Origin of the sequence: Bacillus mycoides, assembly GCF_018742245.1 — a bacterium.
GTDB classification, from domain to species: Bacteria; Bacillota; Bacilli; order Bacillales; family Bacillaceae_G; genus Bacillus_A; species Bacillus_A cereus_U.
Genome location: NZ_CP036132.1, coordinates 3,770,203 through 3,795,231, shown reverse-complemented (window position 1 = coordinate 3,795,231; position 25,029 = coordinate 3,770,203). Strand labels below are relative to the sequence as shown.

Sequence of the window (25,029 nt, the reverse complement as noted above, 5' to 3'; positions counted from 1 at the left end):
AGGATAAAGAACAGAATTAGATAGCGATTGCAACGATATCAGTTGGGCATACACGTAAAATTCCAGTAAAACTATTCTGATTGTTCTTATCGTCTTTATTATTATTGTTGTTGTTGTTGTCTTTGTTATTACGAGCTAAAGCAGAGAAAAGAGCAACACCGTTAGCGAAACCTTCAAAAATTAAATTACGGAATGATCCATCGCCTCTAATGCTTAAAAGGGAAATTTCTGTTCCAACTGAAATGGTAGCAAGTACGTTACATACAGCAGGTCGGTGTGGTCTAACTTCTTCTCTTTCTCTCTCTTTCTCGCGATGGTCACACTCTCTTTCACGATGATGGCATTCTCTAAAGTTATCACAGCATCCAAATGATCCAAACATAATCCTCATCACCCCCTTCACACTTATAATCTATGTAAGTTCGGCAGTCGGTGACTGGACAGATAATGGAAATTTTTCTAGGGGATTTTCTCATTTTAAATGACTAGATGGGTATTTAGTATGGAATGATGTTTAAAATAGGGGAAATATCACAAAAAAATGTAAAGACCACCGAAATGAATGAAATAGGTAGCCTTTACACTTTTTTACTTTTATATAAAACGATGATATATACAGGAAGAGCTAAGAGTAGTGGTGCAATGGATCGTGCAGTATGTTTTTCTACTTCTAATTGTAACGCTTCTTCTTTAGGGAATTGTAACACTGATATGTTTGCAGCATCGCCAATAAAATATAGCAGTAGTACAGTTACTATGTAACTTAAAAGTGCGATAAAGCTTCCGTATGAACTCAATGAAAATCCCTCTCTTGTTATCTATTTGTTATCATTGTATCACAATTGTAACAAAAATACACGGTTATATTTCGATGCTTTAACAAATTTCGACACGAAACGCCATATCTGTTTATAGGGATAGCATGAAAATTACGATTTCTCTATGTGTAGATGTCGAATAATACATTGTAATATTACGGATGTGTGACAGAATATAAAAAAACGAAGGTAATGAAATTACCTTCGTTTTTTTATTATTTCGCCCATTCACTCACTTGTTCTACGCTCATGCGCGGTGCAGGGTGACCTTTTAAAGTTGATTCACCAATTGTAATAAGCATAATTGGTACGTAACGAGATGAAACATTAAATTCTTCCATTAGTGCTTGTGGGTTGAAACCACCAATTGCGCAAGTATCCCAGCCAGTTGCTTTAGCAGCAAGCATAAGTTGCATTGCTGCTAAAGCAGCATTTGAAAAGGCAGCATCTCGTGGGTATTGCTCACGAGTATATGCAGATTCGATGTTTTTAGCTAAGCGCTCTTTTGCTTCTTCTTTCATAAATCCTTGTTCTACAATTGGACCGTAAACAGGTTCAACATTTTTATATGCTTCTAAATCACCTAAAATAGCGACTACGGCGGAAGCATCAAGAATTTGTTGTTGGTTATAAGCAATTGGGTGTAATCGTTTTTGTACGTCTTCGCCTTGGAAAACAAAGAATTTCCAGTGTTGCAAGTTCCAAGCAGAAGGTGCTTGAGCAGCTGCTTTTAAAATTTCGTGTAATTCTGTAGATGAAATTTCTTTTTCAGGGTTGAATGCACGTGTAGATGTGCGTTCATATAAAACGTTAAAAAAGTCACTGTTTGTCATTATATATCCTCCAAATTACATATCAGCTTAATTTAAAATACATGTAATATATTCTACTTACATTTTGTAAGTTATCGAATTTAAGAATATAATAACTTTATTTTAATTGTCAAGTTTTAAGTAATAAGGAGGGCATTCATACAAACGATACAATTCATATAATCATACACTAAAAAAGGAATTTCTAGAGTAGATAAGCGAAGATAACATTCTCAATTAGCTTGTTAATATGTATCCCTCACTAATTGGATTTTTTTGAGAACAATCTTTTATAAAATGATTGTGAGGAATTCAGTAAAACAAGATATATGAAGTGAGTGAAGACTAGTGATGAACATACTACATTTTTTATTAGAGAATACTGTTTTCCAAAATGTATTACAAGATCTTCAGTTGAATGTCCTTTATATAGAAGATGGATGTACACATCAACAAACGATAGAAAATGTCCATCCAAAATGTATGTTTATAGCAAATAGTTTTGAAGAAGGAGAACTATTGTTTCATAAGACTAAACCACATATTGTAATTATGTATGTAACAGATTTTTCTCAAATAAAATATATAAAGAATATGTATAATCTCCATAGTACATTCATTGTCATTTGGGATCAACAGATAACAAACGAATTTACAGAGGTGCTTACGTTAGGAATACGTAATATTGTGATAGCCCCAGTAACTCCACAAGTAGTGTTAGAGGAAGTGAATAAGAGTTTGTATCAACTTTCTTTAGTACGGCAAGTAAGTTTGCAACAAGAACTACTTCAGACGATGTTTGATTTTCAAAATGATCTATTATTTATAGTAGAAGATGATGAGATTGTTGATTGTAATACGAATTTTTTAGAGTTTTTCGGATATGAAAATTTGTTTGCTTATCGTGAGCAGCATTTAGTATTTGCTGAACATTTTATTAGAGAAAATGGATATTATTCAACAGCTCATGATATAACATGGTTAGATGATACATTATCATATGATAGAAGAATTAAGATGTCCAATTATGAAGGGGTCGTATCAACATTTTTATTACGTGCGACACCGTTGCCAGAAGATTTATCGAGATTTATTGTAAAGTGCACAGAGATTACAGAATTAGACGAAATCTATCAAGAGCAAGAAAGACTTGCTATGATAGATTCATTGACAGAAATATATAATCGTTTGAAATTCCAACAAATATTGGAGAAAGAGTGGGAGAATGTAGTACGTAACGATGAAAAAATAGCACTTATTTTGTTTGATATAGATAATTTCAAATCAGTAAATGACACATATGGTCATGATTTTGGCGATTTAGCATTAGTACAACTAGCAGATCTTATGAAATCTAAAGTTGAAAATCAACATATATTTGCAAGGTGGGGAGGAGAGGAATTTATAATATTAGTGACAAATACGGTAGAAAAAGAAGCGTTTCAAGTTGCGGAGTCATTACGATTTTTTATTGAAACAAAGCAATTCTCTGGAATTTCAAAGTTAACAGCGAGTTTTGGAGTTGCGTTACATGAGAATGGGATTACTAAAGAAGAATTAATGCAAAGAGCGGATATTGCATTATATGAAGCAAAAAAAAATGGGAAAAATCAAGTATGTATATATAGGAAAGAAAAAATGTGATTTTTCGCAACAAATTGTTGCGATTTTTTTTTATTACCTGATAATAGAATATGGGGGACCATTTTAAATGAAGTAACGACGGAGGAACAATATGATAAAAAAAATAATGGCTATGGTTTCACTGTCTGCTGTAGTTTGCGGCGGAGTATACTATTTTCTCTATAGTCCAGATCCAAAGGAACAAGCAGTATTAACAACAAAGGTAACGCCTGCTATTGAGTCAGAGGTACAAGATAATATAGAAGAATTACAAAAAATTGATTATGCTAGTATATCTCAAAAGTTAGATCAGTATTTAGTAGGAAAGCAATTTAATGGGACAGTTTTGGTGACAGATAAAGAGCATGTTATATTGAATAAAGGATATGGATATGCTGATGTTCAAAATAAAATAGAAAATACACCTCAAACAAAATATCGTATCGGTTCTATTACGAAAACAGTTGTTGCTACATCCATTCTACAGTTACAAGAACAAGGGAAGTTAAATATCCAAGATAATGTAAATAAATACATTCCTTCATTTCCAGCAGATAAAAACATCACGTTATATCACTTATTAACACATACATCTGGTTTACCGGAAAGTGGGAAAGGAAAGGTTAATGTAGCTTCACGTATAAATTTAATAAATTGGATTGGAAGTCAAAAGTTAGATTTTCCACCAGGAACAGGTTGGAAGTATACGGATTATAATTACATGGTGCTCGCTTATATTATAGAAAATATAACGAAAAAGCCTTTAGGAGATTATATAAAAGAAAATATATTTACAAAGGCAGAGATGCATGAATCAGGTATGGGAAATATGGTGCCTGGAGATAAAAACTTCACGAAGGGTTATGTGAAGAAAGATCAAGAACTTGTACCAGCGCAAAAATTAGGGATGGACTGGTTATATGGCTCTGGTGAGATGTATACGACAGTAGGAGATATGAAGAAATTAGATGAAGCGATTATAAATGGTAAGCTTCTTTCTGAACAAAGTATACAAGCGATGTTTACACCTTCACAAGAAAGAAAATATGCATTTAGCTTTTACATATATCCTGATTTTTTCCATAACCATGGTGTACTTTCTGGTTGGAATACGTTTAATAATTTCAATAAAGAAAAAGGAACGTTTGTTATTTTATTCTCAAATGTGAAGAATAGTTTGGATGATGATTTTAATAAGGAATTTCGGAAGATGGTAAATGATTTATTAGAACAAAGGGGATGAGAAGATGGAAAATAAAAATTTATCAATAGGTTTTATTGGTATTGGTGTGATGGGAAAAAGTATGGTTAACCATTTAATGCAAAGTGGTTATAAAGTATATGTATATAATAGAACGAAGGAAAAAGCGGATTCTTTAGTGCAAGAGGGTGCGACTTGGTGTGATACACCGAAAGCGTTAGTAGAGCAAGTTGATGTTGTTATGACGATGGTTGGTTATCCTCATGATGTAGAAGAAGTGTACTTTGGGATAGATGGAATTTTAGAACATGCAAATGAAGGTACGATAGCAATTGACTTTACAACATCGACACCAACATTGGCAAAACGTATTAATGAAGTTGCGAAAAGCAAGAATATATATACATTAGATGCACCAGTATCTGGAGGGGATGTTGGAGCTAAAGAAGCTAGACTAGCAATTATGGTCGGTGGAGAGAACAGAATATATGATATTTGCTTACCTCTATTTGAAAAACTAGGAACAAATATTCAGTTGCAAGGCCCTGCTGGGAGTGGACAACATACAAAAATGTGCAATCAAATTGCAATTGCTTCTAACATGATAGGAGTATGTGAAGCGGTAGCGTATGCGAAAAAGGCGGGACTTAATGCAGATAAAGTATTAGAGAGTATTTCGACAGGAGCTGCAGGTAGCTGGTCATTAAGTAATTTAGCTCCTCGAATGTTAAAAGGAGATTTTGAACCTGGCTTTTATGTAAAGCATTTTATGAAAGATATGAAGATTGCTTTAGATGAAGCTGAAAAATTACAATTACCAGTACCGGGTTTAACCCTAGCGAAGGAATTGTATGAAGAGCTAATCGCAGATGGAAAAGAGAATAGCGGAACACAAGTATTATACAAAAAGTATATAAGGGGGTAAATGAAATGGATCTCCAAAAGTTTGACGAAATGATTGATGCTGTGCAACGAGCAACTTGTGTACAGATTAATGATAAGCAAAAAGAAGCTTTTAAACAAAAATACGATTTTGAACCAAATTTTGAATATGGAAGAGATGAGAAAGGGCATTATGTTATCCGAACCTCGAAAAAGATGTTAGAGGAAATGGAGTTTTATTTGGCATTGAAATATGATCGGGATGGAATTGCCCTTTATATGCATGCTGAGATTGAAGGGACATGTCATGTATCCGTTAGCTATAGCGAAGATGCACTTCATTTGCAAGAATTGTTTCAATTTCTAGAAGAAAATAAATAAAAAGTCCTCATTTGAGGACTTTTTATTTATTTAGGCAGGCATAATATTTAAGTTGGATAATCTATAGGCTGGAAGCGCGACGGCATCTTTCAATTGGGAATGGAATAACTTGTGCAATGTGATTAGGCCCCAACTGTTTCGCGCGAGCATGGCGTAGTATATAAAATGCGCACAGAATAGCAACAGGAATAGCACCATATAAACCGAAAAATAAAGCGCTTACACACGATGCAGCAAAACCTAAAACACCAACTTCTAATTCTTCCATAATAGCTCCTAAAATGACAGGAATAGCTCCGCATATAACTCCTAGTATAAGTGCGATAAGTAAACTCATGATTATCCCCCTCTGTTTGCAATATTATTTTCCTTCTTATTAGTTGTAGTATATCATACACAAAACAGAATTTTCAGAAAAAATTCAAAAAAAGTTCAATAAATGTTCAAAAAGTATTCCGAAATGTACTTGATAAAGTGGAATTACGATTCGAGATATTTGATTTAAACAAACGAAAGGGACAAATCACTTTAGTAAATAAAAAATCAGGCTTACTTCAATGTTATGAAATAAGCCTGTTCCATAGGAGGATGTATATATGTAGAGTGAATAAAAGATTGGAAAAGGGGTTCCAAGTTCTTTTATTCAACTAGCTACCTTAATAAATTGGAACCCAACCTTCTGTTGTAACAAAAATACGAATAGCTACAACTTGGCGATCATCTTGTAAGGTAAAATAGTGTCTTGCATTTTCAGGTACAGATATAAGATCACCAGGCTCAAGTTCAACGTCAAAGAATCGACCATCTTTTCCTTCAATAGCGAAGATGCCATGACCGCTGACAATAAAGCGAACTTCATCGTCAGTATGATGGTGTTCTTTTTGAAAATTAATTAATAACTCGTCAAGGTTAGGTGTGCTATTTGAAAGTGAAATCACATCATATGCTTTATAACCTCTGCGCTCTGAAACATCAGCAATTTCTTTTGAAAACAACGTTAATATTTCAGTTTTGTTTTCATCTGTTAAGGAGTAATTTTCTTTTAAATGAGTAGGAAGTTTAGAAATATTCCATTTCTCATATAAAACATCTTCTCCTTGTAGAAAGTTTGATACTGCTACTTCATTCTCAATACGAGTATTTTCCTCATGAATACGAATTTGCGCCATTAGAAACGCCTCCTTGAATTGATAATAATTTTATATGAAATTGGAATAAAAACTCATAAGCTTCTAATCTTTTTTTTGCATCAAAGCTATCACGGCCCCATACGGTAATGCCGTGGTTTCGAATTAATACTGCTCCTGAATCTCCTTGTATATGTTTTCTAAATTTCTCTCCAAGCGTTGGGATATGAGCATTATTTTCGATAATAGGAATGCTAATCGTTGCACCTTCTTCCCAAATATCAAGAGCTTTAATAATCTCTTGATTTTGAAGGGTGACTTTATCACTATACAAATTTGTGATGACATTATTATCAGTTGTATGAACATGAAGTACGCACCCAGCATTCGTACTGTTATAAATATGTGTATGCAATATTGTTTCTGCTGAAGGGCGTAACTCAGTTTCTAAAACGGGAACTCCTTGATGATTTACTAATAAAAAATCATCTGGAGTGGTTTTTGTTTTATCTTTGCCACTTGCTGTAATAAGAAAAGTAAGGGGATCATGACTGACTTTTATAGAAATATTTCCACTTGTTGCTGGAAACCAATTCCGAGTTGTTAATTCTTTTTTTATTTCACTTAAGTCATACCATTGACGAAAAAGTTGTTTCATGATTTCACCTCCAACAAATGTTGTAATTCGACTTGAATATCGTGAAATGTGTTAAAGGATGTATAAGCAATATGATTTTCTTCACATTTTGTAATAAGGAAGTCACGGGCAAATACTTTATCTGCTTGTTTTGCTGCTTGTAAATCAGTAATGGAATCTCCTATCACAATATGAAAATCATCTTTAGAGCTTAGTTTCCGAATTAATGATGATTTACAGAGACCGCAACTATGCTGACATTGCTCGTCACAAGGGTGCGGCCATTTAACTTCAACAAATTCTCCTGAAAAGTCAGTTGCATTACAATAAATTTGTTCTTTAGGGATTATTTCTTGTAAGAGTGGATAGACGAAGAAATCCATTCCACCTGATATAATGTAAAAGGAAATATTATTTTCATTAATAAATTGTATGAATTCATAAAAACCTGTACGGATTTCAGCAGTTTCTTGTAAAAACTGAATAATATCATCGTGTAGATTAATAGGTATTAATCGAAATAATTGAGAAACACCTTCTTGAATAGAAAGTTCTTGCGATAAAATTTTTTGCTTTATTTCCTCTGCTTCTGGTGGTGCGAATTTTTCCATAATGGACATGATATTATCGTTATTTGTAATCGTACCATCGAAATCACAAAATACTTGAATACTCATAATTTCACCTCATGAGAAGGATTTCCCCATATTTGTAGTGCGCTATGCAAATTTATTTCATCCACTTCATGGAGTGGTTTACCTTGTAAAGTAGCTTCAATTGCAGCACGGAAAGCTTTGCCACCACCTTGAGCTCCATTTGGATGCCCATGAATCCCGCCGCCGGCATTAATAACAACATCCTTACCAAAATCTCGTAGAATAAAGGGAACGAAACCAGGATGAATTCCAGCAGATGGAACAGAAAAACTTTTCTTGAAATAGTGGTCTTCCTCAGTTAATGCTTCTGTAATGAGAAGAGCTTCCTCTTTTTCTAATGCAACGTTGCCGTATGGTGATGGGAATAAAGAGAAATCAGCACCAGCATAACGTAGTAATTTTCCAAGTAGTAATGGAGAAGAGAACCCGTATAGTTTCGATGACGAATATGCGCCACTTACAGCAGGGTGTGCCATAATAGGAATTGGAATTTCATCGTCTTCTACAAGTGATTGCAGTACATCTAATCCATAAGAAAATACATTAAATAAAAGAATGTCTGCTCCAGCCACCACCGCACGTTTCGCGTTCTCTTTTAAATCATAAGTTCGCCCTGTTAAATTTACTGCGTATAAAGTTTTATGTCCGTAAGTTTCGTATACAGATTGTAAAACTTCTTTCCCAGATTCAATTCTTTTTGTAAGTGGTGTTAATGAGTTTTCGAATAAAATTTCATCATCTTTTACAATATCTACGCCTCCAATTGCCTGATCGCGTAGTTGAGTTTTTAAATATCCAATATTCCGTCCTATCATCCCTTTGAAAATACTCATTAGAAGAGGGCGATCTTGAACTTGTAACAGGTTTCGAATGCCTTCGATTCCAAATTTTGGTCCAGGAAACTGTTTCTTTAATTCGTCTGAGAATGTTAAATCAATTAGTTTAATTTCTCCATCTAACGAAAGTTTTCCAAATGTTGTTGTCAAAATGGCTGGTAAGTCGGGGCTAAAGTTCAGAGATGGATAATGAATTTTAATGAGTCCACGTGATACTTTTTTGCCAAGGTAAGAGTTAATATGTTCTTGTTCGTCTAACGCTTCAATATGAATGACATTGCCTTTATGTTGTTTTAATTGTTCTTGTAATAAGTGTGGTAAATGAGTCCACGAGCCAATTGTTAAACCAATTGCAATTTGTTCCGCTTTCTTTTCTAAGTTGTGAGAATCATCGTGGATTAAATATGTCGCTATAATTCCGCTCATTGTTAAAACCTCCTAGTTAAATAAAAAAACCTCTCAGCTAAGGAGAGGTTTTTTTACAACCAGCTCCTTATCTGTCAGCGTAACGCTGCGAGAATTAGCACCGTGTCTACAATTGTAGATCGGTTGCCGGGTTTCGTCGGGCTCGTCCCTCCACCTGCTCTTGATAAGAAGTATTTAGAAATGTTTAAATTTTTAAGATAACTGAATTTTGTCAGATATTTTTCATGTTGTCAATTACTTTTTGAAAAAATTTAATTTATCAATTCGATTAATAGCTTCTCGTAATCTATCTTCTGTATGCAAGAGACCAACACGGACATACCCTTCGCCGTGCTCACCAAATCCAACACCAGGAGCAACTGCAACGTGTGCTTTTTCTAGCAAAATATCAGAAAATTGCTCAGATGTATATCCTTCTGGTACAGGAAGCCATGCAAAGAATGATCCTGTTGGAATATCTACATTCCAACCAATTGAGTGACAAGCTGAAATAAGAGCGTTTCTCCGAGATTCATAACTATTAACAAGTTCTACCACACAAGACTGCGAGCTTAATAGTGCTTCGCGGGCAGCATCTTGAACTGCACCAAAAATACTAACATACATATGATCTTGCAATAGGTTAATTGTTTCGATGACACTTTCATTCCCCACTGCAAAAGCAATACGCCAGCCAGCCATATTGAAAGTTTTTGATAAAGTGTAAATTTCAATTCCTGTATCTTTGGCGCCGTCTGCTTGCAAGAAACTAACAGGCTTTTGACCATCAAATCCGATAGCACCGTAAGCAAAATCATGAACAACTAATATATTATGTTTACTAGCAAAATGAATGGTTTCATCAAAGAATTCTTTTGATGCAGTAGCGCCGGTAGGGTTATTAGGATAGTTTAAAAACATTAACTTTGCTTGCTCCGTAACAGAGTCATCAATTTTCGTATAGTCTGGTAAAAAATTATTTTCTGCAATAAGCGGCATTGTTTCAAAGTGCGCTTTTGCTAAAGCAACTCCGGATAAATAATCTGGATAGCCTGGATCTGGAACGAGAATGGTATCACCAGGGTTTGTAAAACAAATTGGTAATTCTACTAATCCAGCCTTTCCACCAAACAAAATAGCAACTTCAGTTTTTGGATTTACTACTACATCATATTCACGTTGATAGAATGTTGCCACGGCTTCTTTTAAGCTTTCATGTCCGCGAAATGGCGGATATTTATGATGAATGGCCTTTTCAGCAGCATCTTGTAAAGCTTTTACGATATGCTGTGGTGTTGGTTGATCTGGATTACCTTGACCTAGATTAATAACATCGTGACCAGCTGCAACGACTTTGTTAACTTTTGCAACAAGTGAAGCGAAAAATTGTGTCGGCAATGATGTTACTACTTCGGAAGGTTGAAAATTTTTCATACTTTTCACCTCTTTTGAAAGTTGTTACAATTCTAGTGACAAATGATATAATCTTTCCAGTATTTTGTAAATAAAAAATTAGGAATGGGGCGGACAAAATGAAAGTCGCATGTATTCAAATGGATATTGTCTTTGGTGATGTAGAAAAAAATATTGAGAACGCTAAAAATAAAATAAGCGAAGCTATGAAGGAAAGACCAGATGTTATCGTCTTACCAGAATTATGGACAACAGGATATGATTTAACAAGACTTTCTGAAATTGCAGATAGGGATGGATTGGAAACGAAAGAAAAGTTGAAAGAGTGGTCGAAACAATATGGTGTACATATTGTTGGTGGTTCCATAGCGAAGCAAACAGAGCAAGGTGTTACAAATACAATGTATGTTGTAAACAATGAAGGGAATCTAGTCAATGAATATAGTAAAGTACATTTATTTCAGCTTATGGATGAACATAAATATTTAGTAGCTGGTAATGAGACAGGTGAATTTAAGCTAGATGATGTAGAGTGCGCTGGCACAATTTGCTATGATATTCGTTTTCCGGAGTGGATGCGTGTTCATACTGCTAAAGGTGCAAAAGTTTTATTTGTTGTAGCAGAATGGCCATTAGTACGTTTAGCGCATTGGCGTTTGCTTTTACAGGCGAGAGCAGTTGAAAACCAGTGTTATGTTGTAGCATGTAATAGAGCAGGAAAGGATCCGAACAATGAGTTTGCAGGTCATTCTTTAATTGTCGATCCTTGGGGTGAAGTTGTAGTAGAGGCAAATGAAGAGGAATTTATTTTATTTGGAGAGCTTAAATTCGAGAAAATTAAAGAGGTTCGCAAAGGAATCCCAGTTTTTGCAGATCGTCGTCCAGAATTATACAAATAAAATGTTGACAAGTGATTTTTATTCTTGGTATAGTCTTCATCATAAAGTTAAAAATTCAAAAAATTATACAACTCTTATCAAGAGCAGGTGGAGGGATTTGGCCCGATGAAGCCCAGCAACCGACCGCAATACCATTGTGAAATGGGGCGTTTATGACGTCAAAAGGCACGGTGCTAATTCCAGCAGAAAGTAAACTTTCTGGCAGATAAGAGGGGAGAAGATAAACTTCAAACCTCTTTCTTTGTGGGAAGAGGTTTTTCTGTGCTAGAAAAACCTCTGAATTAAAAGGGGGAGAAGACGATGGGATATTATTCATTAACAGAAGTAACAGCTGTACACTACGCAAAAGAACATGGATACTTTGATAAGAAAGCGAATGTAATCTGCCATGAAATTGGAGATGGCAATTTAAATTACGTATTCAAATTAGATGATGGAGAGAAGACAATTATATTAAAACAAGCACTTCCATATGCAAAAGTAGTTGGTGAGAGCTGGCCATTGTCAATAAAAAGAGCAACGATTGAAAGTAAAGCACTACAAATTTTCGCGAAGTATGTACCGGAATACGTTCCAGAAGTATACAGTCATGATGAGGAGTTGGCATTGACAGTAATAGAAGATTTATCAAGGCTAACGATTACAAGAAAAGGATTAATAGACGGAGAAGAGTATCCTCTTTTATCCCAGCATATTGGTCGCTTTCTAGCACATGTTTTATTTTACACTTCAGATTTCGGCGTACGTTCAGAAGAGAAAAGAGTGTTAGATAGTGAATTTGTTAATCCAGATCTTAGTAAAATCACAGAAGATTTAGTGTTTACAGATCCGTTTGGACATTACGATACGAATGATTATGAGTCAGATTTACAGTCAGTGATTGATGAACTTTGGAGTGATAAAACTTTAAAACTAAAAGTAGCACAATATAAATATAAGTTTTTAACGAGAAAAGAAGCGCTTATTCATGGTGATTTACATACTGGTAGTATTTTTTCATCACCTTCTGAAACGAAAGTGATTGATCCAGAATTTGCAACGTACGGTCCATTTGGATTTGATATCGGTCAATTTATTGCAAATCTATTATTAAATGCTTTATCTAGAGAAGAAGAAAAGAGAAGTGTACTATTTTTCCATATAGAAAAGACATGGAGTTATTTTGTAGAAACTTTTACGAAGTTATGGATTGGAGAAGGTGTAGAAGCATATACGAAAGAAAAACAATGGTTACCAATTATTTTGCAAAATATCTTTACTGATGCCGTCGGGTTTGCCGGATGTGAACTGATTCGTAGAACAATTGGCTTAGCTCATGTAGCGGATTTAGATGGAATAGCAAATAAAGAAAAAAGAATTCAAGCTAAGAAGCAAGCGCTGTACTTAGGAAAAGAACTAATAAAATATGAATCTAAGTGTGCTGATATTCAACTGTTTCGAACATTATTTCAACAGACAGTTTCAGGGGGCATAAAAGCATGAGTACAATTGTAACTGTTCCGAGGTCTGTAAGTTGGAAAGGTGATGCAATTGCGGTATTAAATCAAACAAAGCTGCCTCATAGTACAGAATACAAAACGTTAACGACTATTGAAGAGGTATGGAAAAGTATCATTATGTTAGAAGTACGCGGAGCACCTGCAATTGGAATTGTAGCTGCGTTTGGTTTGGCGCTTGCGGCAAAGAAATACGATGCTACAAATATCGATGAATTTCAAAAGAAGTTTAATAGAGATTGTAACTATTTAGGGACATCACGTCCGACGGCAGTCAATTTATTTTGGGCAATTGATCGCATGAGAGAAGCTATACGAGGGATTTCTACAATAAAAGAAGCACAAAAAATATTAGAAGAGGAAGCACTTCTTATTCAGCAAGAGGATGAAAAGGTATGCCGAAGTATTGGAGAACATGCTTTAACATGTTTTAAAGACGGTGATAAGATTTTAACAATTTGTAACGCTGGAAGTATTGCAACTGCTAGATATGGAACTGCATTAGCACCATTTTATATTGGGAAAGAGAAAGGTGTGCGTTTACATGCGTATGCGTGTGAAACGAGACCAGTTTTACAAGGTGGTCGTTTAACGACATGGGAATTGAAGCAAGCAGACATTGATGTAACGCTTATTACGGATAATACTGCAGCACATGCAATTCGAACGAAAGAAATCAATGCGATTATCGTAGGGGCAGATCGAATCGTTGAAAACGGTGATACTGCTAATAAAATAGGAACATTAAATTTAGCTATATTAGCAAAGTATTTCGGTATCCCATTTTACGTTGCAGCACCGTTATCTACATTTGATACTACGAAACAAACAGGTGCTGAAATTGTCATTGAAGAAAGAGATGAAACAGAAGTTACGAAAATTTTTGGGAAACAAGTGGCGCCACTTGGAACGCCTGTATTTAACCCTGCATTTGACGTAACACCGCATGGATTAATTACAGGAATTATAACTGAGAAAGGTATTTTACGTGGAGATTATAAGCAAGAAATTACGTCATTATTTGAAAAAACAAGCTAATCACAAATAGCTTGTTTTTTTATGCCTAAGATTCTCTTTTCTTCTTATTTATGTACTGAAGGGAGGAGAGAAAGATGGAAGAGTGGATCAGGATGATAGGTAATGTGGGGTTTCCAATTGTTGTAACGCTATATTTACTACATCGCATTGAAAGTAAATTAGACGGAGTGATTGTTGCAATTGAGAAACTCCCTAAACAATTACTAAAGTAGGAAGATCCTCGCGATAGAAAGTAAAATAAAGTTTGCTCTTCGGGAGCAAACTTTATTTTTATCCCGCATTAACTGCCCGTAAAAGTCCGATTGGTGATGAAGGCTAATAATCAGTGGGGGATGAACAAAACCCCCACTGATTAAAGTTTCACTTTATTGAGCAGTATATCCACCATCGATAACAACAGCTTGACCAGTTATGCCTTTTGCCTTTTCACTTGCTAAAAACATAGCATAATCTGCAATTTCTTGTACTTGCAACAAGCGCTTCTGCGGTACAAGAGGATAAATAACATCTTCTAAAACATTTTCAAGTGGTACATTTCGTGTAGTTGCTAAATCTTGTAGTTGATTTCGTACAAGGGGAGTATCAACATATCCGGGACAAAGAGCGTTTACAGTAATTCCATGAGTTGCTCCCTCTAAAGCAGCCACTTTTGTTAATCCGATTACGCCATGTTTCGCACTATTATAAGCAGCTTTTCCAGCAAATCCGACAAGGCCGTTAATAGAAGCGATATTAATAATTCGTCCATACTGTTGTTTCTTCATAATAGGAAAGGCAAGCTTGGTTGCAATAAATGGAGCAATTTGCATAATTTTAATAAGAAGTTCGAACTTATCCGTTGGAAAATCTTCAATTGGTGAGACGTGTTGCATGCCTGCGTTGTTAATTAATACGTCTAATGAACCGAAGTGAGCAACTGTTTGAGAAATTGCTGCTGCAATTTCTTCTTCAGCTGTAACATCACATTTTAAACCGATAGCTTGATAGCCTTCTTTTTGCAATTGTTCAGCAGCTTCTTTTGCACGATCTTCAAGACGATCACTAATGACAACTTTAGCACCTTCTTTTGCGAAAGCACTTCCCATTTCATAACCAATACCGCTCGCAGCACCTGTTAAAAAGACAACTCGATTTGTAACCATGATGAAAAACACTCCTTCATAATAAAAGTTCTCTTATTGCTCTATTTAGAGAGGTGATAATGAAATTCCTGCAAACATTTGGAAAAATATATTTAGCTATCTTGTTTTGCAAAATAGTCTCTGCTATACTATTTTGTAAAGCAAGATACTTACGCTTATCTATCTTGTAAAACAAGATAGTGGGAGGATTTGAAATATGTCGACAAGTCAAATGCTAAAAGGGATTTTAGAAGGTTGCTTACTTGCTATTATTTCTGAAGGTGAAATATATGGTTATGAAATGAGTGAAAAACTAGCGAAATATGGTTTCACAATGGCGAGTGAGGGAAGTATTTATCCGTTATTAATACGAATGCAAAAGGAGGGATTAATAACAAGTGTGATGAAGGAATCTCCATCTGGTCCAAAGCGAAAATATTATACATTAACAGAAAAAGGCGAGGAAGCACTGGATGAATTTATGGATCGCTGGGAAGCGATGCAAAGTAGTGTAGAGCGTCTACTTGAAGGGAAGGGGAGAAAAAAATAATGCTATCAAGTGAAGCGCGAAATTTTTTATTGGATATGAGATTATTTTTAACTGCAAAGAGTGTGAAAGAAAGCGATATTGAAAGCTTTTTAGAAGATGCAGAGTTGCATTTAATAGAAGGTGAGAGTGATGGCAAAAGTGTAGAAGAAATTTTCGGAAGCTCGCCGAAAGAATATGCAAATGAACTTGTAAAAGTGATGGAGAGAGATAGACAGGAAACTTGGAAGCAAATTGGATTTACGGTAATGAATATCGTTTCGTTTTGGATCATTGCTTCTATTTTAATAGTTAATAATGGGATCTTACAGATTTCGCTTATTCAGTGCATTGGCTATAGTTTTACATTGATTTTAGCTGTAATGGGTCCTAATTTTCTACTTCGTAAAATGACCTTTGTAACAAGCTTTACAAAAACGTGGTTTTCCATGTGGTCTTTAGTCATGATCGCGCCAATGTTTTTATTAGGAGCCGTTACGATATTAGATGTGATATATCCTACAAAAATGCTTACATTCACTCAAGTGCAAAGTTATATATTAGGTGGTGGGATTTTTATTATTACAGTAGCGATAAATATGTATTTTGAAGGATGGTTTAAAAACTTATATTTAATTATTCCGCTTTCTATTATGTTAGTGTTTAAAACATTTACATCGGAAGATCTTATGCCAATGTTATTTCAAATTGTATGCTTGTATGGAAGTTTATTTATTTTAATTTTCCTTGAAATTATGATGAAGGCGAATAGAAGAGAAACGGTTAAATAAGGGAGGGATAATAATGAAGGTTTCTAAAGAAGGGGAAAAGTTTTTAATCGATACGAAAGTGTATTTAATAACGAAGGGAATTAAAGAAGAAGATGTGGATACTTTTCTAGAGGATGCAGAACTGCATTTAATAGAAGGTGAGCAAGAGGGAAAGACGGTAAGTGACATATTTGGTGATTCGCCAAAAGCGTATGCGGAAGAATTGGCGAAAGAAATGGAGAAGGATAAAAGCGGGAGTATAAAAAGTATTTTAGGAATGATTCTTGGTATTGGTGGATATTGGTTACTGACAAATATTTTATTTGAAAGTCCCGATCATGAATTTATATTAACGAATGTGCAGTTGATTGGATATCCGATTGTATTAATGATTACTGTTGCGGGAACTATTTTTGCATTTAAAATGTCATCATTTAAAAGTAAACTAAAAGAATTTAGTATTCTTTACTTAGCTTCGATGATACCAATTTTATTACTAGTATTATTAATCTTTATGAATAAATGGTATGGGACACCTATGTTGCACCTTTCTACTATGCAAAGTTATATATTAGCTGGAATTATCTTAATTGTACTGTTAGTTGCTGAAGTATATATACTTGGCTGGATTGGAATATTAGCTGTCATCGTGCCGTTATTAATTATGTTTGTATTTAAAGAGTTAGGAAAGCAAAACCCATACTGGGGAATGGTAGAGCCTTTACTTCTGTGCGGTAGTTTATATGTATTAATGAGATGGTATTTAAAAATTGAAGAGCGAAAAAGTATAAACTAGCTGTACGATACGAAAGTAACGAGCAAATAATTAGCAAACGGAATTTTCTATTAAGTGGGGTACAAATATGCAAAATATATTTATATGTATATTAACTATTATGTTTCTAGGATTAGCAATTTTAGGGATCTATACCGCTTTCGCAAAAAGGATACATAATGATTATTTTGATACTTTATTAGATGACACATCAGGATATATTTTGTTTTTCGGTTTAATAGGAAAAGGGCTGCTCTGGATATGCAAAAAAGTATTTCCAAAGAAATATTATATTGGGATTTTTAGAGGAATTACATTTACTTTTAGTTGTCTATTTTTATCCCGCATTAACGGGCAGTAAAACTCCCATCTCAAAATTCGGATGGAGCAAAGAAGTTAGGTGGGAGATCAACTGCCCGTAAAAGCCCGATTGGTGAGGGCTAATAATCAGTGGGGGATGAACAAAAACCCCACTGATTATAGTTTCACTTTATTTCTGGCAGCCGGTATTTGGTTTGGTGATTGGAATATGTTGTTTTAAACGGTAACAAGATTGTTACTGTTTTTTTCTTTGTAATAAGGGACTTTGTAAAGAGAGCGCTTTTTGTTCATTTGTTAATAATGAATTGATGTGAACTTTATTAGGGCTAGGGACTATAGGGTACATAAGGTTCGATGGTGAATGGTGATGTTCAGAACCGGTTGGAGAGTGGGGATCTGCGTGCGTAAGTTTTCCATGAATTCGTCTTGTGAATAAAATATGACCAATTTCGTGAGCGAGGGTGTATATATTTTTCATTGGAGCAGCTGAGTTTGTTAGAACGATGTAACCAGTAAGTTGTTGTTGTTTCGCTAGAGAGTAAGCGCAAGCGATTACTGCGGTTTCTTTGAAATAATCACTGCCAATATAACAAATATAAAGGTCACATTCAGGAGCTTCGTTAACACAAGTTTGAAAAAAGGATGATAATTTTTCCTGACTTTGAATGGAGTTTTTATAACTAATTTCCCGATTTGAAAAACGGAAAAGCTCGTTTAGTACAATTACTTCTTTAATTTGAAATGTAATGGGATGCCAAATTGATTCTGCAACTGCTAAATCTTTTGCAATACGGTCGTCAGAAATATCGGCGCCTGGAGTAATGCAAACACATATATTAATGTATGAATCCATAAGGAACACCTCAAAGGAAAAAATTCTTTCTATAATATATGTGGGGAAAAGGTCCTATGTATGGATAAACGCCTTGTTTATTACACGAATATATAGACTACAAGTCGAAAAAATTTCATAGTTCTATAACGTAGTATGGTCATCTTTTTGATATAGTAAAGAAAAGGGGGAGAATATATGTATACATTAAAAATCGTTTCAGACAGAGAAGCTCTGTATCAATTTGCGAGCTATGTAAGAGTTGTGCAAGGGGTTGAAGGTGTATATGTAGAGGTGGGAGAACCTTTATATGAACATCCATTAATGAAGTTTTATGTACATATTACAATTGAAGAAACATATGATCAGCATAAAGCGTTACAAGAAATAGCTAGATTAGTAGAATTAGGGCGTTTTACATATGTCCATTATAGCAATGAGGAAATTGAAGAAGCTTTTGAAGCTGTAAAATACGAAAGCTTTAAGAAATAAAGTGAAACTTTAATCAGTGGGGTTTTTGTTCATCCCCCGCTGATTATTAGCCCTCACCAATCGGGCTTTTACGGGCAGCCCGACCCCCACCTAACTTCTTTACTTTCGCTGAATTTTGAGGTAGGGGTCTTACTGCCCGCAAATAGCGGGATAACGGTAAAAAAAGGAAGCGGAAGCTTCCTTTTTTTATTGAAAATTACAGCAACAAAAGGAAGAGAATTTTGTTATGATAAGGAAGGGTGAGGAAAGGGGAGTTTACATATTGGGGTATATTGAAGAGTTACGCAAAGTAGTTGGTACGAGACCACTTATTTTAGTAGGATCAGCAATTATTATATTAAATGATAATCAAGAAGTATTGCTTCAATATCGTTCAGATACATATGATTGGGGTGTGCCTGGCGGGGCAATGGAACTGGGAGAAACGACAGAAGAAACTGCTCGTAGAGAATTATTCGAGGAGACGGGGCTAAGTGCAAAAATAATGCAATTTCTTGGTGTTCTTTCAGGAAAGGAAGTTTATTTCCGTTATCCAAATGGAGATGAAATTTTTAATGTGATTCATCTGTATCAGGCACATCATGTAAGCGGAGAATTAAAGCTCGATCATGAAGGGTTACAACTTCAATATTTTCCAGTAGACAAGTTACCGAAATTGAATGAAACGACAGAGAAGATATTACAAAAATTCTTATATGCATTGACAGAATAGAAGGTTAATTCCTTCTATTTTTATTATATTAAATATTTTGATTTTTTGGTATGTTTATAGTATGATAATTGTAGACATACAACTTATGGAATTTCACCTAAAAACTTACTAGGTTACATAAGAGAGGGGCAAGTACAAAATGCATAATGTTGTCATTACAGCTGCAGTTCGTTCACCAATTGGAACTTTCGGAGGAGCACTAAAAAATATAACACCGGTAGAATTAGCTGTTCCTGTACTTCAGGAAGCTGTAAAAAGAGGCGGAGTAGAGCCACATGAAGTTGATGAAGTAATTTTAGGTCATTGTATTCAAAGAACTGATGAAGCAAATACGGCAAGAACAGCTGCATTAGCGGCAGGATTTCCTGACACAGTTACTGGTTATACAATTCAACGTCAATGTTCTTCAGGTATGCAAGCAATTATGTCTGCTGCAATGCAAATTCAATTAGGTGTAAGTGATATTGTTGTTGCAGGTGGAGTAGAGGCAATGAGCTCAAGCCCTTATGCATTAAAACAACACCGCTGGGGACAACGTCTACAGCACGGAGAAATTCGTGATACGGTGTGGGAAGTTTTAGAAGATCCGATTCACCATATTATGATGGGTGAAACAGCGGAAAATTTAGTTGAACAATATGAAATTACAAGAGAGGAACAAGATGAAGTTGCGCTTCGTAGCCACACATTAGCGTTGCAAGCGATTGAGTCTGGATACTTTGACGATCAAATTGTTCCTATTTCGATAAAAGAACGTAGAAAAGAAGTTGTATTTTCGAAGGATGAACATCCACGTGCAGATATTACAGCTGAAAAGTTAGCGGGATTAAAACCAGCTTTCCGTAAAGATGGATCAGTAACTGCAGGGAATTCATCTGGTCTTAATGACGGAAGTGCCGTTTTAGTATTAATGAGTGAAGAAAAGGCGAAAGAAAAAGGTTTACAACCGTTAGCTCGAATTGTTGGATATTCAGTAGCAGGTGTAGATCCGAAAATTATGGGTATTGGACCAGCACCAGCAATTCGCAAAGGGTTAGAAAAAGTAGATTGGTCATTAGAAGATGCAGATTTACTTGAAATTAATGAAGCTTTCGCTGCACAATACCTAGCTGTAGAGAAAGAGTTAGGGTTAGACCGTGAGAAAGTGAATGTAAACGGTAGTGGTGTAGGACTTGGACATCCAATCGGTTGTACAGGAGCTCGTATTACGGTAAGTTTAATTCACGAATTAAAAAGACGTGGATTAGAGAAAGGTATTGCCTCTCTATGCGTTGGAGGCGGTATTGGAGTAGCTTTATTTATAGAAGCATTATAAAAAAGAGGCAGCGATTGCTGCCTCTTTTTTTATGACTCAAATAAGTGATGAAATAATCGATCGCGATTTTCAAAGAAAAGTTTCGTCGTTTGATAATGCTCTGTTTCTTCTAATGTCGATTCGTGAATCCCTTCTTGAGTTAAAGAGTATATAGTAGATTCAGGATAAGCCATTAAAATGGGGGAATGCGTTGCGATAACAAATTGTGAACCTTTTTCAGCTAGCTCATGCATGCGAATGAGCATTGAAAGTTGTCTCATCGGGGATAATGCTGCCTCAGGCTCATCTAAAATGTATAAACCTTGTCCTGAAAAGCGGTTCATAAATAATGAGAAGAATGATTCGCCGTGGGATTGTTTGTGTAGTGAGATACCACCATATGAGTCAATAACTGGATTTCCGCGTGCTTCTGAATCAGCATCCATTTCATCAATATAAGAAGCGACGTTATAAAATGATTCAGCACGTAGAAAGAATCCGTCTTTTGGGGTATTAAAACTTTTTGAAATTCGAATGTATTCATGTAAAGATGAATGTGAATTGTACGTGTTAAAACGGAAGTTCTTCGTTCCACCTTCTGCATTAAAACCTAAAGCAACTGCAATCGCTTCGAGTAATGTTGATTTACCCGTTCCATTTTCTCCAATAATGAATGTTACATTTGGATGGAAAAGGAGCGATTGTAATGTTCGAATGGCGGGTAAACAGTAAGGATATGCGGAAAAGCTAGGGATATCTTCTTTTTTTAATGTGACACTTTTTAAAAAGGGTACGTCAATCAATATATAAACCTCAATTCATAAGGGATTTTGTTTCTAAAAAAGCAGCGAATACAAGTGTAAGACAACTTGCGAATAATAATGTATATTGAAGCATGCCAAAACTGAGACCTTCCCAGCTGAAAGTCATTCTCTTCCATATAAAAATGAAAAGAACGCTCATAAAGCTAAAGAGAGCAGGCATATATTTTATAATTTTTAAGTGCTTCCATAGAAAGAAGACAATGTATGTACTTAAAAACAAGGTAAACAGAACAAGAAAAAAGACAAGTGTTAACGACACTTGATCCTCCCTTATTTTCTGAATATTTCATGTAGATTATAACATTTAAACTATCATATTCCAATGTGAAAATAAATATTGCATAGAGATTGTTCATATCGTTATGATAATATGTATTCTATTGGAAATATGAAAAGGAGTTAAAATATGCCATTTACATTCGCGCATCCAGCAGCTGTTCTCCCTTTTGCTAAGAAACATTCTAGTTATATTTCAGTGACGGCTCTTATATTAGGTAGTATGGCACCTGATTTTGAATATTTTTTACATTTTAGGCCATACGGTATTATTGGCCATACATGGGCTGGTTTCTTATATTTGAATTTACCACTCGTTTTTTTATTAGCATATGCATATCATCGTATTTTAAAAGGACCATTTATAACCCAATTACCTAAGCCTTTTGCTAGTTACTATAAATATGTAGTAGATGAGAAGTGGGGGCTTTATACTTGGAAAGATTTTTTTGTATTTTGCTATTCTGCTTTATTCGGTATGGTGACGCATGTCGTTTGGGATGCTTTTACCCATAAGACAGGCTATTTTGTTATGAAAATGCCGCTGTTACAGCAAGAAGTATATAGTATTCCGATGTATAAATTTTTACAGCATGGGAGTACATGTTTTGGTCTACTATTACTAATATATGTACTATGGAAATATAGGAGGGAAACTGATCAAGATACTAGTTTAACTTCGGAAAAAAAGAAATATTGGGCTTCATCTATCATTGTGGCGGCCATTATATTTATCGTGCACGCGTTATTAGACCCCTATTTTCATATTTTCCAAATAGGAGGTATAATAGTATCTGGACTGACAAGTTCGTTTTGTGGACTTCTTATTGTTTCTATAGTTTACAAATCAAGGGACTAATATATTTTAATGAATGATAGTGTTAGGAGAAATTAAATGATGAAAGCATGGAAAAGTATTTTTGTTTTATGTAGTTTTCTTCTTATGTTAAGTGGTTGCTTCCATCAAGAAGAAAAGAAGGCAGAACCTAAGAAGAAAGAATCTATTCCAGAAACAAAAGAGTATGGTGGGCGTGAGCTTAAAAAAGTAGGACAAAAAGTGAAAGAAAAAGGGTGGGGGACATTTGAATTAGAACAGATTCATTCTGTGAATCAGACATTTGAAGTAGCCCCAATGAAAATTCACGTACAAGACGTTAAAGTTATCTCATTATCACAAATGAGCAAAGATGCAAAAAATACATTGAAAGTGTATACTGCATTAACTCCTGAAGAAGTAAAGCGTAGATTAGGAGATAAAGTGAGTCAAGAAGACGCTGAATTATATGCATCGTTAAGTGGAACAGAGATTAGCGATACGATTCGGTATGTTGAAATTACATATAAGGTAGAGAATAGTGGAAATAAGAACATGCAATTCTTCTCTATGAATGATGTTATTATTAATGACAAACAGCATTTTAATGTAGCGACTCAAAACTTTTTATATGAAGAAGACACACTTGTAGGCACAAAGAGTGTATCAAGGGAAGATTATAAGCCTGGTGAGACACGAGAAGGAATTATCGGTTTAATACTCGATGATGGAAAAGAGAAGGTAAAGGATATTAAGTTTACAACAGATGATTTAGCAGTGGGAGATACTCATGAAGCTGTTAAAGAGCCACAAACTTTCAATATCTCATTTTCTAAGTAAGGTGTGTACTTAAACGAAAACAGTCAGCATAAAAAGTTATGCTGACTGTTTTTTTAGCTCTTTCACATATGAATCTACACTTTGAAAAGGTACTGTAATTTTAAAAGCATCTTTTTGCTCGTTAAATTGTTTTTCATTATAAGGACCGAATCGTTTATTATGCTTTACATCGATAATCCAATAATGTTCACTTTTTTTATTTGTAATTGCTGCGTCAGGATTATTTGGATCTGATTTTTCCTCAATTTGTTTTGTGATAATGTATTTATCGTCCCAAGCAATTTCTGTAATTTTTGCAGGGATGTATTGTGTAGCATATACAGCATCCTGAGAGGGGAAAAGTTCAAATGCATCTCCAGAAGTATGTATGAGTTCATATTCATCGTTAATTGTATAAGTTAAATGGTTTGTATTGCCTGTACAACCTGTTAATAAGAGTGCGGCAAATAGGATTATCCATCTTTTCAATATGGGAACCTCCTTTACAATGCTGTTGTAACACATTGTACAAGAAAAGTAAGCGAAACGCCAGTTTACAATGTTTTTTAGAAGTGGTACGATGAAACGGGTAAAGAAGGATATGAAGGAGTCGACACAAAATGAAGTTAAAGATGCATCGTCCAGCGCTTGTAATGAATCGCATAGGTGCTTCCCTTATTGACATGTTTTTAATCTCAGTTACGTACGGTGCAGTAGTAGCTATTATTACCGGGAACTATAGTGCTATTTTCAATCGTTTTAATATAAGTTTAGGTGACTATAGATATGACCTTACACTTGTTTTCGTATTAATGGCTATAAATTTTATTGTGTTACCTTTTCTTTGGAACGGTTCTACACTTGGTAAAAAGGTAACAAGAACAAAAATAATCTCGTTAACAAGTGAAAAACTAACGTTACAAACATTAATAATACGATTTTTGGTATTATTATTACCAAGCATATTATTACTTGGAGTTCCATTAATATGCAATGTATATATGATGTTATTCCGCAAAGATAATTGTGGCTTCCATGATTTAATTGCAAAGACGAAAGTGATGAGTCTTGTATAATTAATATTTAAATTATAGGTGCTACTAATGAAATAAGACTTTTTATTGTTTGTATATAAAAAGTCTTATTTTTAATTTCGTAAAAAATTTGATTATATAGGGAGGATATCTCCTATATAGTACCTTCCATATTACTGAAGGATGTTTAAAGAA

General features: G+C 34.8%; 32 protein-coding genes and 2 riboswitches. Of the genes, 18 read left to right on the top strand and 14 right to left on the bottom strand.

The window, feature by feature from the left end; translation table 11 throughout:
- Positions 1 to 16 precede the first annotated feature (16 nt).
- The 3 genes from EXW56_RS19305 to EXW56_RS19295 form a co-directional block, all read right to left on the bottom strand.
- The gene (locus tag EXW56_RS19305) at positions 17 to 382 is read right to left on the bottom strand and encodes a DUF3915 family protein (protein ID WP_215596859.1); all 366 of its coding nucleotides are present in this window, start codon (positions 380 to 382) and stop codon (positions 17 to 19) included.
- 196 nt (positions 383 to 578) lie between these two features.
- Entirely contained in the window at positions 579 to 797 is a 219-nt protein-coding gene (locus EXW56_RS19300; RefSeq protein WP_002199451.1) for a hypothetical protein, read from the bottom strand.
- A gap of 236 nt (positions 798 to 1,033) precedes the next feature.
- Positions 1,034 to 1,651, bottom strand: a complete 618-nt coding sequence (locus EXW56_RS19295) for a nitroreductase family protein (protein WP_002199452.1) — start codon at positions 1,649 to 1,651, stop codon at positions 1,034 to 1,036.
- A gap of 330 nt (positions 1,652 to 1,981) precedes the next feature.
- Between EXW56_RS19295 and EXW56_RS19290 the strand changes: the two genes are divergently transcribed.
- The 4 genes from EXW56_RS19290 (at position 1,982) to EXW56_RS19275 (ending at position 5,717) form a co-directional block, all read left to right on the top strand.
- Entirely contained in the window at positions 1,982 to 3,274 is a 1,293-nt protein-coding gene (locus EXW56_RS19290; RefSeq protein WP_215558626.1) for a GGDEF domain-containing protein, read from the top strand.
- Positions 3,275 to 3,365: 91 nt separating this feature from the next.
- Positions 3,366 to 4,496, top strand: coding sequence for a serine hydrolase domain-containing protein (locus EXW56_RS19285; RefSeq protein WP_002199454.1), 1,131 nt, complete (start codon positions 3,366 to 3,368; stop codon positions 4,494 to 4,496).
- A gap of 4 nt (positions 4,497 to 4,500) precedes the next feature.
- The gene (locus EXW56_RS19280; protein ID WP_002199455.1) at positions 4,501 to 5,379 is read left to right on the top strand and encodes an NAD(P)-dependent oxidoreductase; all 879 of its coding nucleotides are present in this window, start codon (positions 4,501 to 4,503) and stop codon (positions 5,377 to 5,379) included.
- A gap of 5 nt (positions 5,380 to 5,384) precedes the next feature.
- Positions 5,385 to 5,717, top strand: coding sequence for a DUF3909 family protein (locus EXW56_RS19275; protein ID WP_002199456.1), 333 nt, complete (start codon positions 5,385 to 5,387; stop codon positions 5,715 to 5,717).
- 61 nt (positions 5,718 to 5,778) lie between these two features.
- On the opposite strand, the gene EXW56_RS19270 is transcribed toward EXW56_RS19275, so the two are convergent.
- The 6 genes from EXW56_RS19270 to EXW56_RS19245 all read right to left on the bottom strand — a co-directional run bounded on the left by EXW56_RS19270 (position 5,779) and on the right by EXW56_RS19245 (position 10,812).
- Positions 5,779 to 6,054, bottom strand: a complete 276-nt coding sequence (locus EXW56_RS19270; protein WP_002111585.1) for a hypothetical protein — start codon at positions 6,052 to 6,054, stop codon at positions 5,779 to 5,781.
- A 319-nt stretch (positions 6,055 to 6,373) separates the two neighbouring features.
- Positions 6,374 to 6,886: a 1,2-dihydroxy-3-keto-5-methylthiopentene dioxygenase gene (locus EXW56_RS19265; RefSeq protein WP_002199457.1), complete on the bottom strand. Its 513-nt coding sequence runs from the start codon at positions 6,884 to 6,886 to the stop codon at positions 6,374 to 6,376.
- The gene (locus tag EXW56_RS19260; protein ID WP_002199458.1) at positions 6,864 to 7,502 is read right to left on the bottom strand and encodes a methylthioribulose 1-phosphate dehydratase; all 639 of its coding nucleotides are present in this window, start codon (positions 7,500 to 7,502) and stop codon (positions 6,864 to 6,866) included. Before EXW56_RS19260 ends, EXW56_RS19265 begins: the two co-directional genes overlap by 23 nt.
- Positions 7,499 to 8,158, bottom strand: coding sequence for a 2-hydroxy-3-keto-5-methylthiopentenyl-1-phosphate phosphatase (locus EXW56_RS19255; protein WP_215596858.1), 660 nt, complete (start codon positions 8,156 to 8,158; stop codon positions 7,499 to 7,501). The genes EXW56_RS19260 and EXW56_RS19255 overlap by 4 nt, the downstream gene beginning before the upstream one ends.
- Positions 8,155 to 9,399 (bottom strand): 2,3-diketo-5-methylthiopentyl-1-phosphate enolase, encoded by a 1,245-nt coding sequence (mtnW, locus tag EXW56_RS19250; protein ID WP_078172878.1) that lies wholly within the window; start codon positions 9,397 to 9,399, stop codon positions 8,155 to 8,157. Before mtnW ends, EXW56_RS19255 begins: the two co-directional genes overlap by 4 nt.
- A 64-nt stretch (positions 9,400 to 9,463) precedes the next feature.
- Positions 9,464 to 9,569: riboswitch (SAM riboswitch) on the bottom strand.
- A gap of 64 nt (positions 9,570 to 9,633) precedes the next feature.
- Positions 9,634 to 10,812, bottom strand: coding sequence for a pyridoxal phosphate-dependent aminotransferase (locus EXW56_RS19245; protein WP_002199461.1), 1,179 nt, complete (start codon positions 10,810 to 10,812; stop codon positions 9,634 to 9,636).
- A gap of 77 nt (positions 10,813 to 10,889) precedes the next feature.
- On the opposite strand from EXW56_RS19245, the gene EXW56_RS19240 reads away from it, so the two are divergent.
- From EXW56_RS19240 to EXW56_RS19225, 4 genes are all read left to right on the top strand, one after another.
- Entirely contained in the window at positions 10,890 to 11,690 is an 801-nt protein-coding gene (locus EXW56_RS19240) for a carbon-nitrogen family hydrolase (RefSeq protein WP_252197293.1), read from the top strand.
- A gap of 71 nt (positions 11,691 to 11,761) precedes the next feature.
- Positions 11,762 to 11,902: riboswitch (SAM riboswitch) on the top strand.
- A gap of 88 nt (positions 11,903 to 11,990) precedes the next feature.
- Positions 11,991 to 13,172: an S-methyl-5-thioribose kinase gene (gene mtnK / locus EXW56_RS19235; protein ID WP_002199462.1), complete on the top strand. Its 1,182-nt coding sequence runs from the start codon at positions 11,991 to 11,993 to the stop codon at positions 13,170 to 13,172.
- Positions 13,169 to 14,224, top strand: a complete 1,056-nt coding sequence (gene mtnA, locus EXW56_RS19230; protein ID WP_215557419.1) for an S-methyl-5-thioribose-1-phosphate isomerase — start codon at positions 13,169 to 13,171, stop codon at positions 14,222 to 14,224. The genes mtnK and mtnA overlap by 4 nt, the downstream gene beginning before the upstream one ends.
- 74 nt (positions 14,225 to 14,298) lie before the next feature.
- Positions 14,299 to 14,436: a YvrJ family protein gene (locus tag EXW56_RS19225; RefSeq protein WP_000393342.1), complete on the top strand. Its 138-nt coding sequence runs from the start codon at positions 14,299 to 14,301 to the stop codon at positions 14,434 to 14,436.
- Between the two features lie 153 nt (positions 14,437 to 14,589).
- On the opposite strand, the gene EXW56_RS19220 is transcribed toward EXW56_RS19225, so the two are convergent.
- Positions 14,590 to 15,366 carry a 3-hydroxybutyrate dehydrogenase gene (locus EXW56_RS19220; protein WP_002199465.1) on the bottom strand — a complete coding sequence of 259 codons (777 nt, stop codon included), beginning with the start codon at positions 15,364 to 15,366 and terminating at the stop codon, positions 14,590 to 14,592.
- A gap of 196 nt (positions 15,367 to 15,562) precedes the next feature.
- Between EXW56_RS19220 and EXW56_RS19215 the strand changes: the two genes are divergently transcribed.
- From EXW56_RS19215 to EXW56_RS19200, 4 genes are all read left to right on the top strand, one after another.
- The gene (locus EXW56_RS19215) at positions 15,563 to 15,895 is read left to right on the top strand and encodes a PadR family transcriptional regulator (RefSeq protein WP_002111568.1); all 333 of its coding nucleotides are present in this window, start codon (positions 15,563 to 15,565) and stop codon (positions 15,893 to 15,895) included.
- Complete coding sequence (locus EXW56_RS19210) at positions 15,895 to 16,662, top strand: DUF1129 domain-containing protein (protein ID WP_002199466.1); 768 nt, start codon at positions 15,895 to 15,897, stop codon at positions 16,660 to 16,662. The genes EXW56_RS19215 and EXW56_RS19210 overlap by 1 nt, the downstream gene beginning before the upstream one ends.
- Before the next feature lie 13 nt (positions 16,663 to 16,675).
- Entirely contained in the window at positions 16,676 to 17,437 is a 762-nt protein-coding gene (locus EXW56_RS19205) for a DUF1129 domain-containing protein (protein WP_002199467.1), read from the top strand.
- Between the two features lie 67 nt (positions 17,438 to 17,504).
- Positions 17,505 to 17,777 (top strand): hypothetical protein, encoded by a 273-nt coding sequence (locus EXW56_RS19200; protein WP_033716685.1) that lies wholly within the window; start codon positions 17,505 to 17,507, stop codon positions 17,775 to 17,777.
- Positions 17,778 to 17,972: 195 nt separating this feature from the next.
- Here EXW56_RS19200 and EXW56_RS19195 read toward each other — a convergent pair whose 3' ends face one another.
- A complete protein-coding gene (locus tag EXW56_RS19195; protein ID WP_002199468.1) occupies positions 17,973 to 18,590 on the bottom strand; it encodes an ImmA/IrrE family metallo-endopeptidase in 618 nt (205 codons plus the stop codon).
- A gap of 177 nt (positions 18,591 to 18,767) precedes the next feature.
- Between EXW56_RS19195 and EXW56_RS19190 the strand changes: the two genes are divergently transcribed.
- From EXW56_RS19190 to EXW56_RS19180, 3 genes are all read left to right on the top strand, one after another.
- Positions 18,768 to 19,061, top strand: a complete 294-nt coding sequence (locus EXW56_RS19190; protein ID WP_002160644.1) for a DUF3928 family protein — start codon at positions 18,768 to 18,770, stop codon at positions 19,059 to 19,061.
- Between the two features lie 262 nt (positions 19,062 to 19,323).
- A complete protein-coding gene (locus EXW56_RS19185; protein ID WP_002145954.1) occupies positions 19,324 to 19,773 on the top strand; it encodes an NUDIX hydrolase in 450 nt (149 codons plus the stop codon).
- A gap of 139 nt (positions 19,774 to 19,912) precedes the next feature.
- Positions 19,913 to 21,088, top strand: coding sequence for an acetyl-CoA C-acetyltransferase (locus tag EXW56_RS19180; RefSeq protein WP_002199469.1), 1,176 nt, complete (start codon positions 19,913 to 19,915; stop codon positions 21,086 to 21,088).
- 29 nt (positions 21,089 to 21,117) lie between these two features.
- Here EXW56_RS19180 and EXW56_RS19175 read toward each other — a convergent pair whose 3' ends face one another.
- Complete coding sequence (locus EXW56_RS19175) at positions 21,118 to 21,870, bottom strand: AAA family ATPase (RefSeq protein WP_002199470.1); 753 nt, start codon at positions 21,868 to 21,870, stop codon at positions 21,118 to 21,120.
- Positions 21,871 to 21,880: 10 nt separating this feature from the next.
- A complete protein-coding gene (locus tag EXW56_RS19170; protein ID WP_215557416.1) occupies positions 21,881 to 22,150 on the bottom strand; it encodes a hypothetical protein in 270 nt (89 codons plus the stop codon).
- A 147-nt stretch (positions 22,151 to 22,297) separates the two neighbouring features.
- Between EXW56_RS19170 and EXW56_RS19165 the strand changes: the two genes are divergently transcribed.
- Both EXW56_RS19165 and EXW56_RS19160 read left to right on the top strand, forming a co-directional pair.
- Positions 22,298 to 23,026 (top strand): DUF4184 family protein, encoded by a 729-nt coding sequence (locus EXW56_RS19165; protein WP_002199474.1) that lies wholly within the window; start codon positions 22,298 to 22,300, stop codon positions 23,024 to 23,026.
- A gap of 36 nt (positions 23,027 to 23,062) precedes the next feature.
- Complete coding sequence (locus EXW56_RS19160; RefSeq protein ID WP_016106063.1) at positions 23,063 to 23,821, top strand: hypothetical protein; 759 nt, start codon at positions 23,063 to 23,065, stop codon at positions 23,819 to 23,821.
- Positions 23,822 to 23,857: 36 nt separating this feature from the next.
- Here the strand turns inward: EXW56_RS19160 and EXW56_RS19155 are convergent, their stop codons facing one another.
- Entirely contained in the window at positions 23,858 to 24,289 is a 432-nt protein-coding gene (locus EXW56_RS19155; protein ID WP_002033805.1) for a DUF3997 domain-containing protein, read from the bottom strand.
- Between the two features lie 131 nt (positions 24,290 to 24,420).
- Here EXW56_RS19155 and EXW56_RS19150 point away from each other — a divergent pair, with 131 nt between their 5' ends.
- On the top strand, positions 24,421 to 24,876 hold the full coding sequence (locus EXW56_RS19150; protein WP_002014800.1) for an RDD family protein: 456 nt from the start codon (positions 24,421 to 24,423) through the stop codon (positions 24,874 to 24,876).
- The last annotated feature ends 153 nt before the right edge of the window (positions 24,877 to 25,029 follow it).

What these genes read in the sequence shown, in the direction of transcription:
- EXW56_RS19305 (WP_215596859.1), bottom strand. Translation starts at nt 382, where the DNA reads ATGTTTGGATCATTTGGATGCTGTGATAACTTTAGAGAATGCCATCAT.
- EXW56_RS19295 (WP_002199452.1), bottom strand. Translation starts at nt 1,651, where the DNA reads ATGACAAACAGTGACTTTTTTAACGTTTTATATGAACGCACATCTACA.
- EXW56_RS19290 (WP_215558626.1), top strand. Translation starts at nt 1,982, where the DNA reads ATGAACATACTACATTTTTTATTAGAGAATACTGTTTTCCAAAATGTA.
- EXW56_RS19285 (WP_002199454.1), top strand. Translation starts at nt 3,366, where the DNA reads ATGATAAAAAAAATAATGGCTATGGTTTCACTGTCTGCTGTAGTTTGC.
- EXW56_RS19280 (WP_002199455.1), top strand. Translation starts at nt 4,501, where the DNA reads ATGGAAAATAAAAATTTATCAATAGGTTTTATTGGTATTGGTGTGATG.
- EXW56_RS19275 (WP_002199456.1), top strand. Translation starts at nt 5,385, where the DNA reads ATGGATCTCCAAAAGTTTGACGAAATGATTGATGCTGTGCAACGAGCA.
- EXW56_RS19270 (WP_002111585.1), bottom strand. Translation starts at nt 6,054, where the DNA reads ATGAGTTTACTTATCGCACTTATACTAGGAGTTATATGCGGAGCTATT.
- EXW56_RS19265 (WP_002199457.1), bottom strand. Translation starts at nt 6,886, where the DNA reads ATGGCGCAAATTCGTATTCATGAGGAAAATACTCGTATTGAGAATGAA.
- EXW56_RS19260 (WP_002199458.1), bottom strand. Translation starts at nt 7,502, where the DNA reads ATGAAACAACTTTTTCGTCAATGGTATGACTTAAGTGAAATAAAAAAA.
- EXW56_RS19255 (WP_215596858.1), bottom strand. Translation starts at nt 8,158, where the DNA reads ATGAGTATTCAAGTATTTTGTGATTTCGATGGTACGATTACAAATAAC.
- mtnW (WP_078172878.1), bottom strand. Translation starts at nt 9,399, where the DNA reads ATGAGCGGAATTATAGCGACATATTTAATCCACGATGATTCTCACAAC.
- EXW56_RS19245 (WP_002199461.1), bottom strand. Translation starts at nt 10,812, where the DNA reads ATGAAAAATTTTCAACCTTCCGAAGTAGTAACATCATTGCCGACACAA.
- mtnK (WP_002199462.1), top strand. Translation starts at nt 11,991, where the DNA reads ATGGGATATTATTCATTAACAGAAGTAACAGCTGTACACTACGCAAAA.
- mtnA (WP_215557419.1), top strand. Translation starts at nt 13,169, where the DNA reads ATGAGTACAATTGTAACTGTTCCGAGGTCTGTAAGTTGGAAAGGTGAT.
- EXW56_RS19225 (WP_000393342.1), top strand. Translation starts at nt 14,299, where the DNA reads ATGGAAGAGTGGATCAGGATGATAGGTAATGTGGGGTTTCCAATTGTT.
- EXW56_RS19220 (WP_002199465.1), bottom strand. Translation starts at nt 15,366, where the DNA reads ATGGTTACAAATCGAGTTGTCTTTTTAACAGGTGCTGCGAGCGGTATT.
- EXW56_RS19215 (WP_002111568.1), top strand. Translation starts at nt 15,563, where the DNA reads ATGTCGACAAGTCAAATGCTAAAAGGGATTTTAGAAGGTTGCTTACTT.
- EXW56_RS19210 (WP_002199466.1), top strand. Translation starts at nt 15,895, where the DNA reads ATGCTATCAAGTGAAGCGCGAAATTTTTTATTGGATATGAGATTATTT.
- EXW56_RS19205 (WP_002199467.1), top strand. Translation starts at nt 16,676, where the DNA reads ATGAAGGTTTCTAAAGAAGGGGAAAAGTTTTTAATCGATACGAAAGTG.
- EXW56_RS19200 (WP_033716685.1), top strand. Translation starts at nt 17,505, where the DNA reads ATGCAAAATATATTTATATGTATATTAACTATTATGTTTCTAGGATTA.
- EXW56_RS19195 (WP_002199468.1), bottom strand. Translation starts at nt 18,590, where the DNA reads ATGGATTCATACATTAATATATGTGTTTGCATTACTCCAGGCGCCGAT.
- EXW56_RS19190 (WP_002160644.1), top strand. Translation starts at nt 18,768, where the DNA reads ATGTATACATTAAAAATCGTTTCAGACAGAGAAGCTCTGTATCAATTT.
- EXW56_RS19180 (WP_002199469.1), top strand. Translation starts at nt 19,913, where the DNA reads ATGCATAATGTTGTCATTACAGCTGCAGTTCGTTCACCAATTGGAACT.
- EXW56_RS19165 (WP_002199474.1), top strand. Translation starts at nt 22,298, where the DNA reads ATGCCATTTACATTCGCGCATCCAGCAGCTGTTCTCCCTTTTGCTAAG.
- EXW56_RS19160 (WP_016106063.1), top strand. Translation starts at nt 23,063, where the DNA reads ATGATGAAAGCATGGAAAAGTATTTTTGTTTTATGTAGTTTTCTTCTT.
- EXW56_RS19150 (WP_002014800.1), top strand. Translation starts at nt 24,421, where the DNA reads ATGAAGTTAAAGATGCATCGTCCAGCGCTTGTAATGAATCGCATAGGT.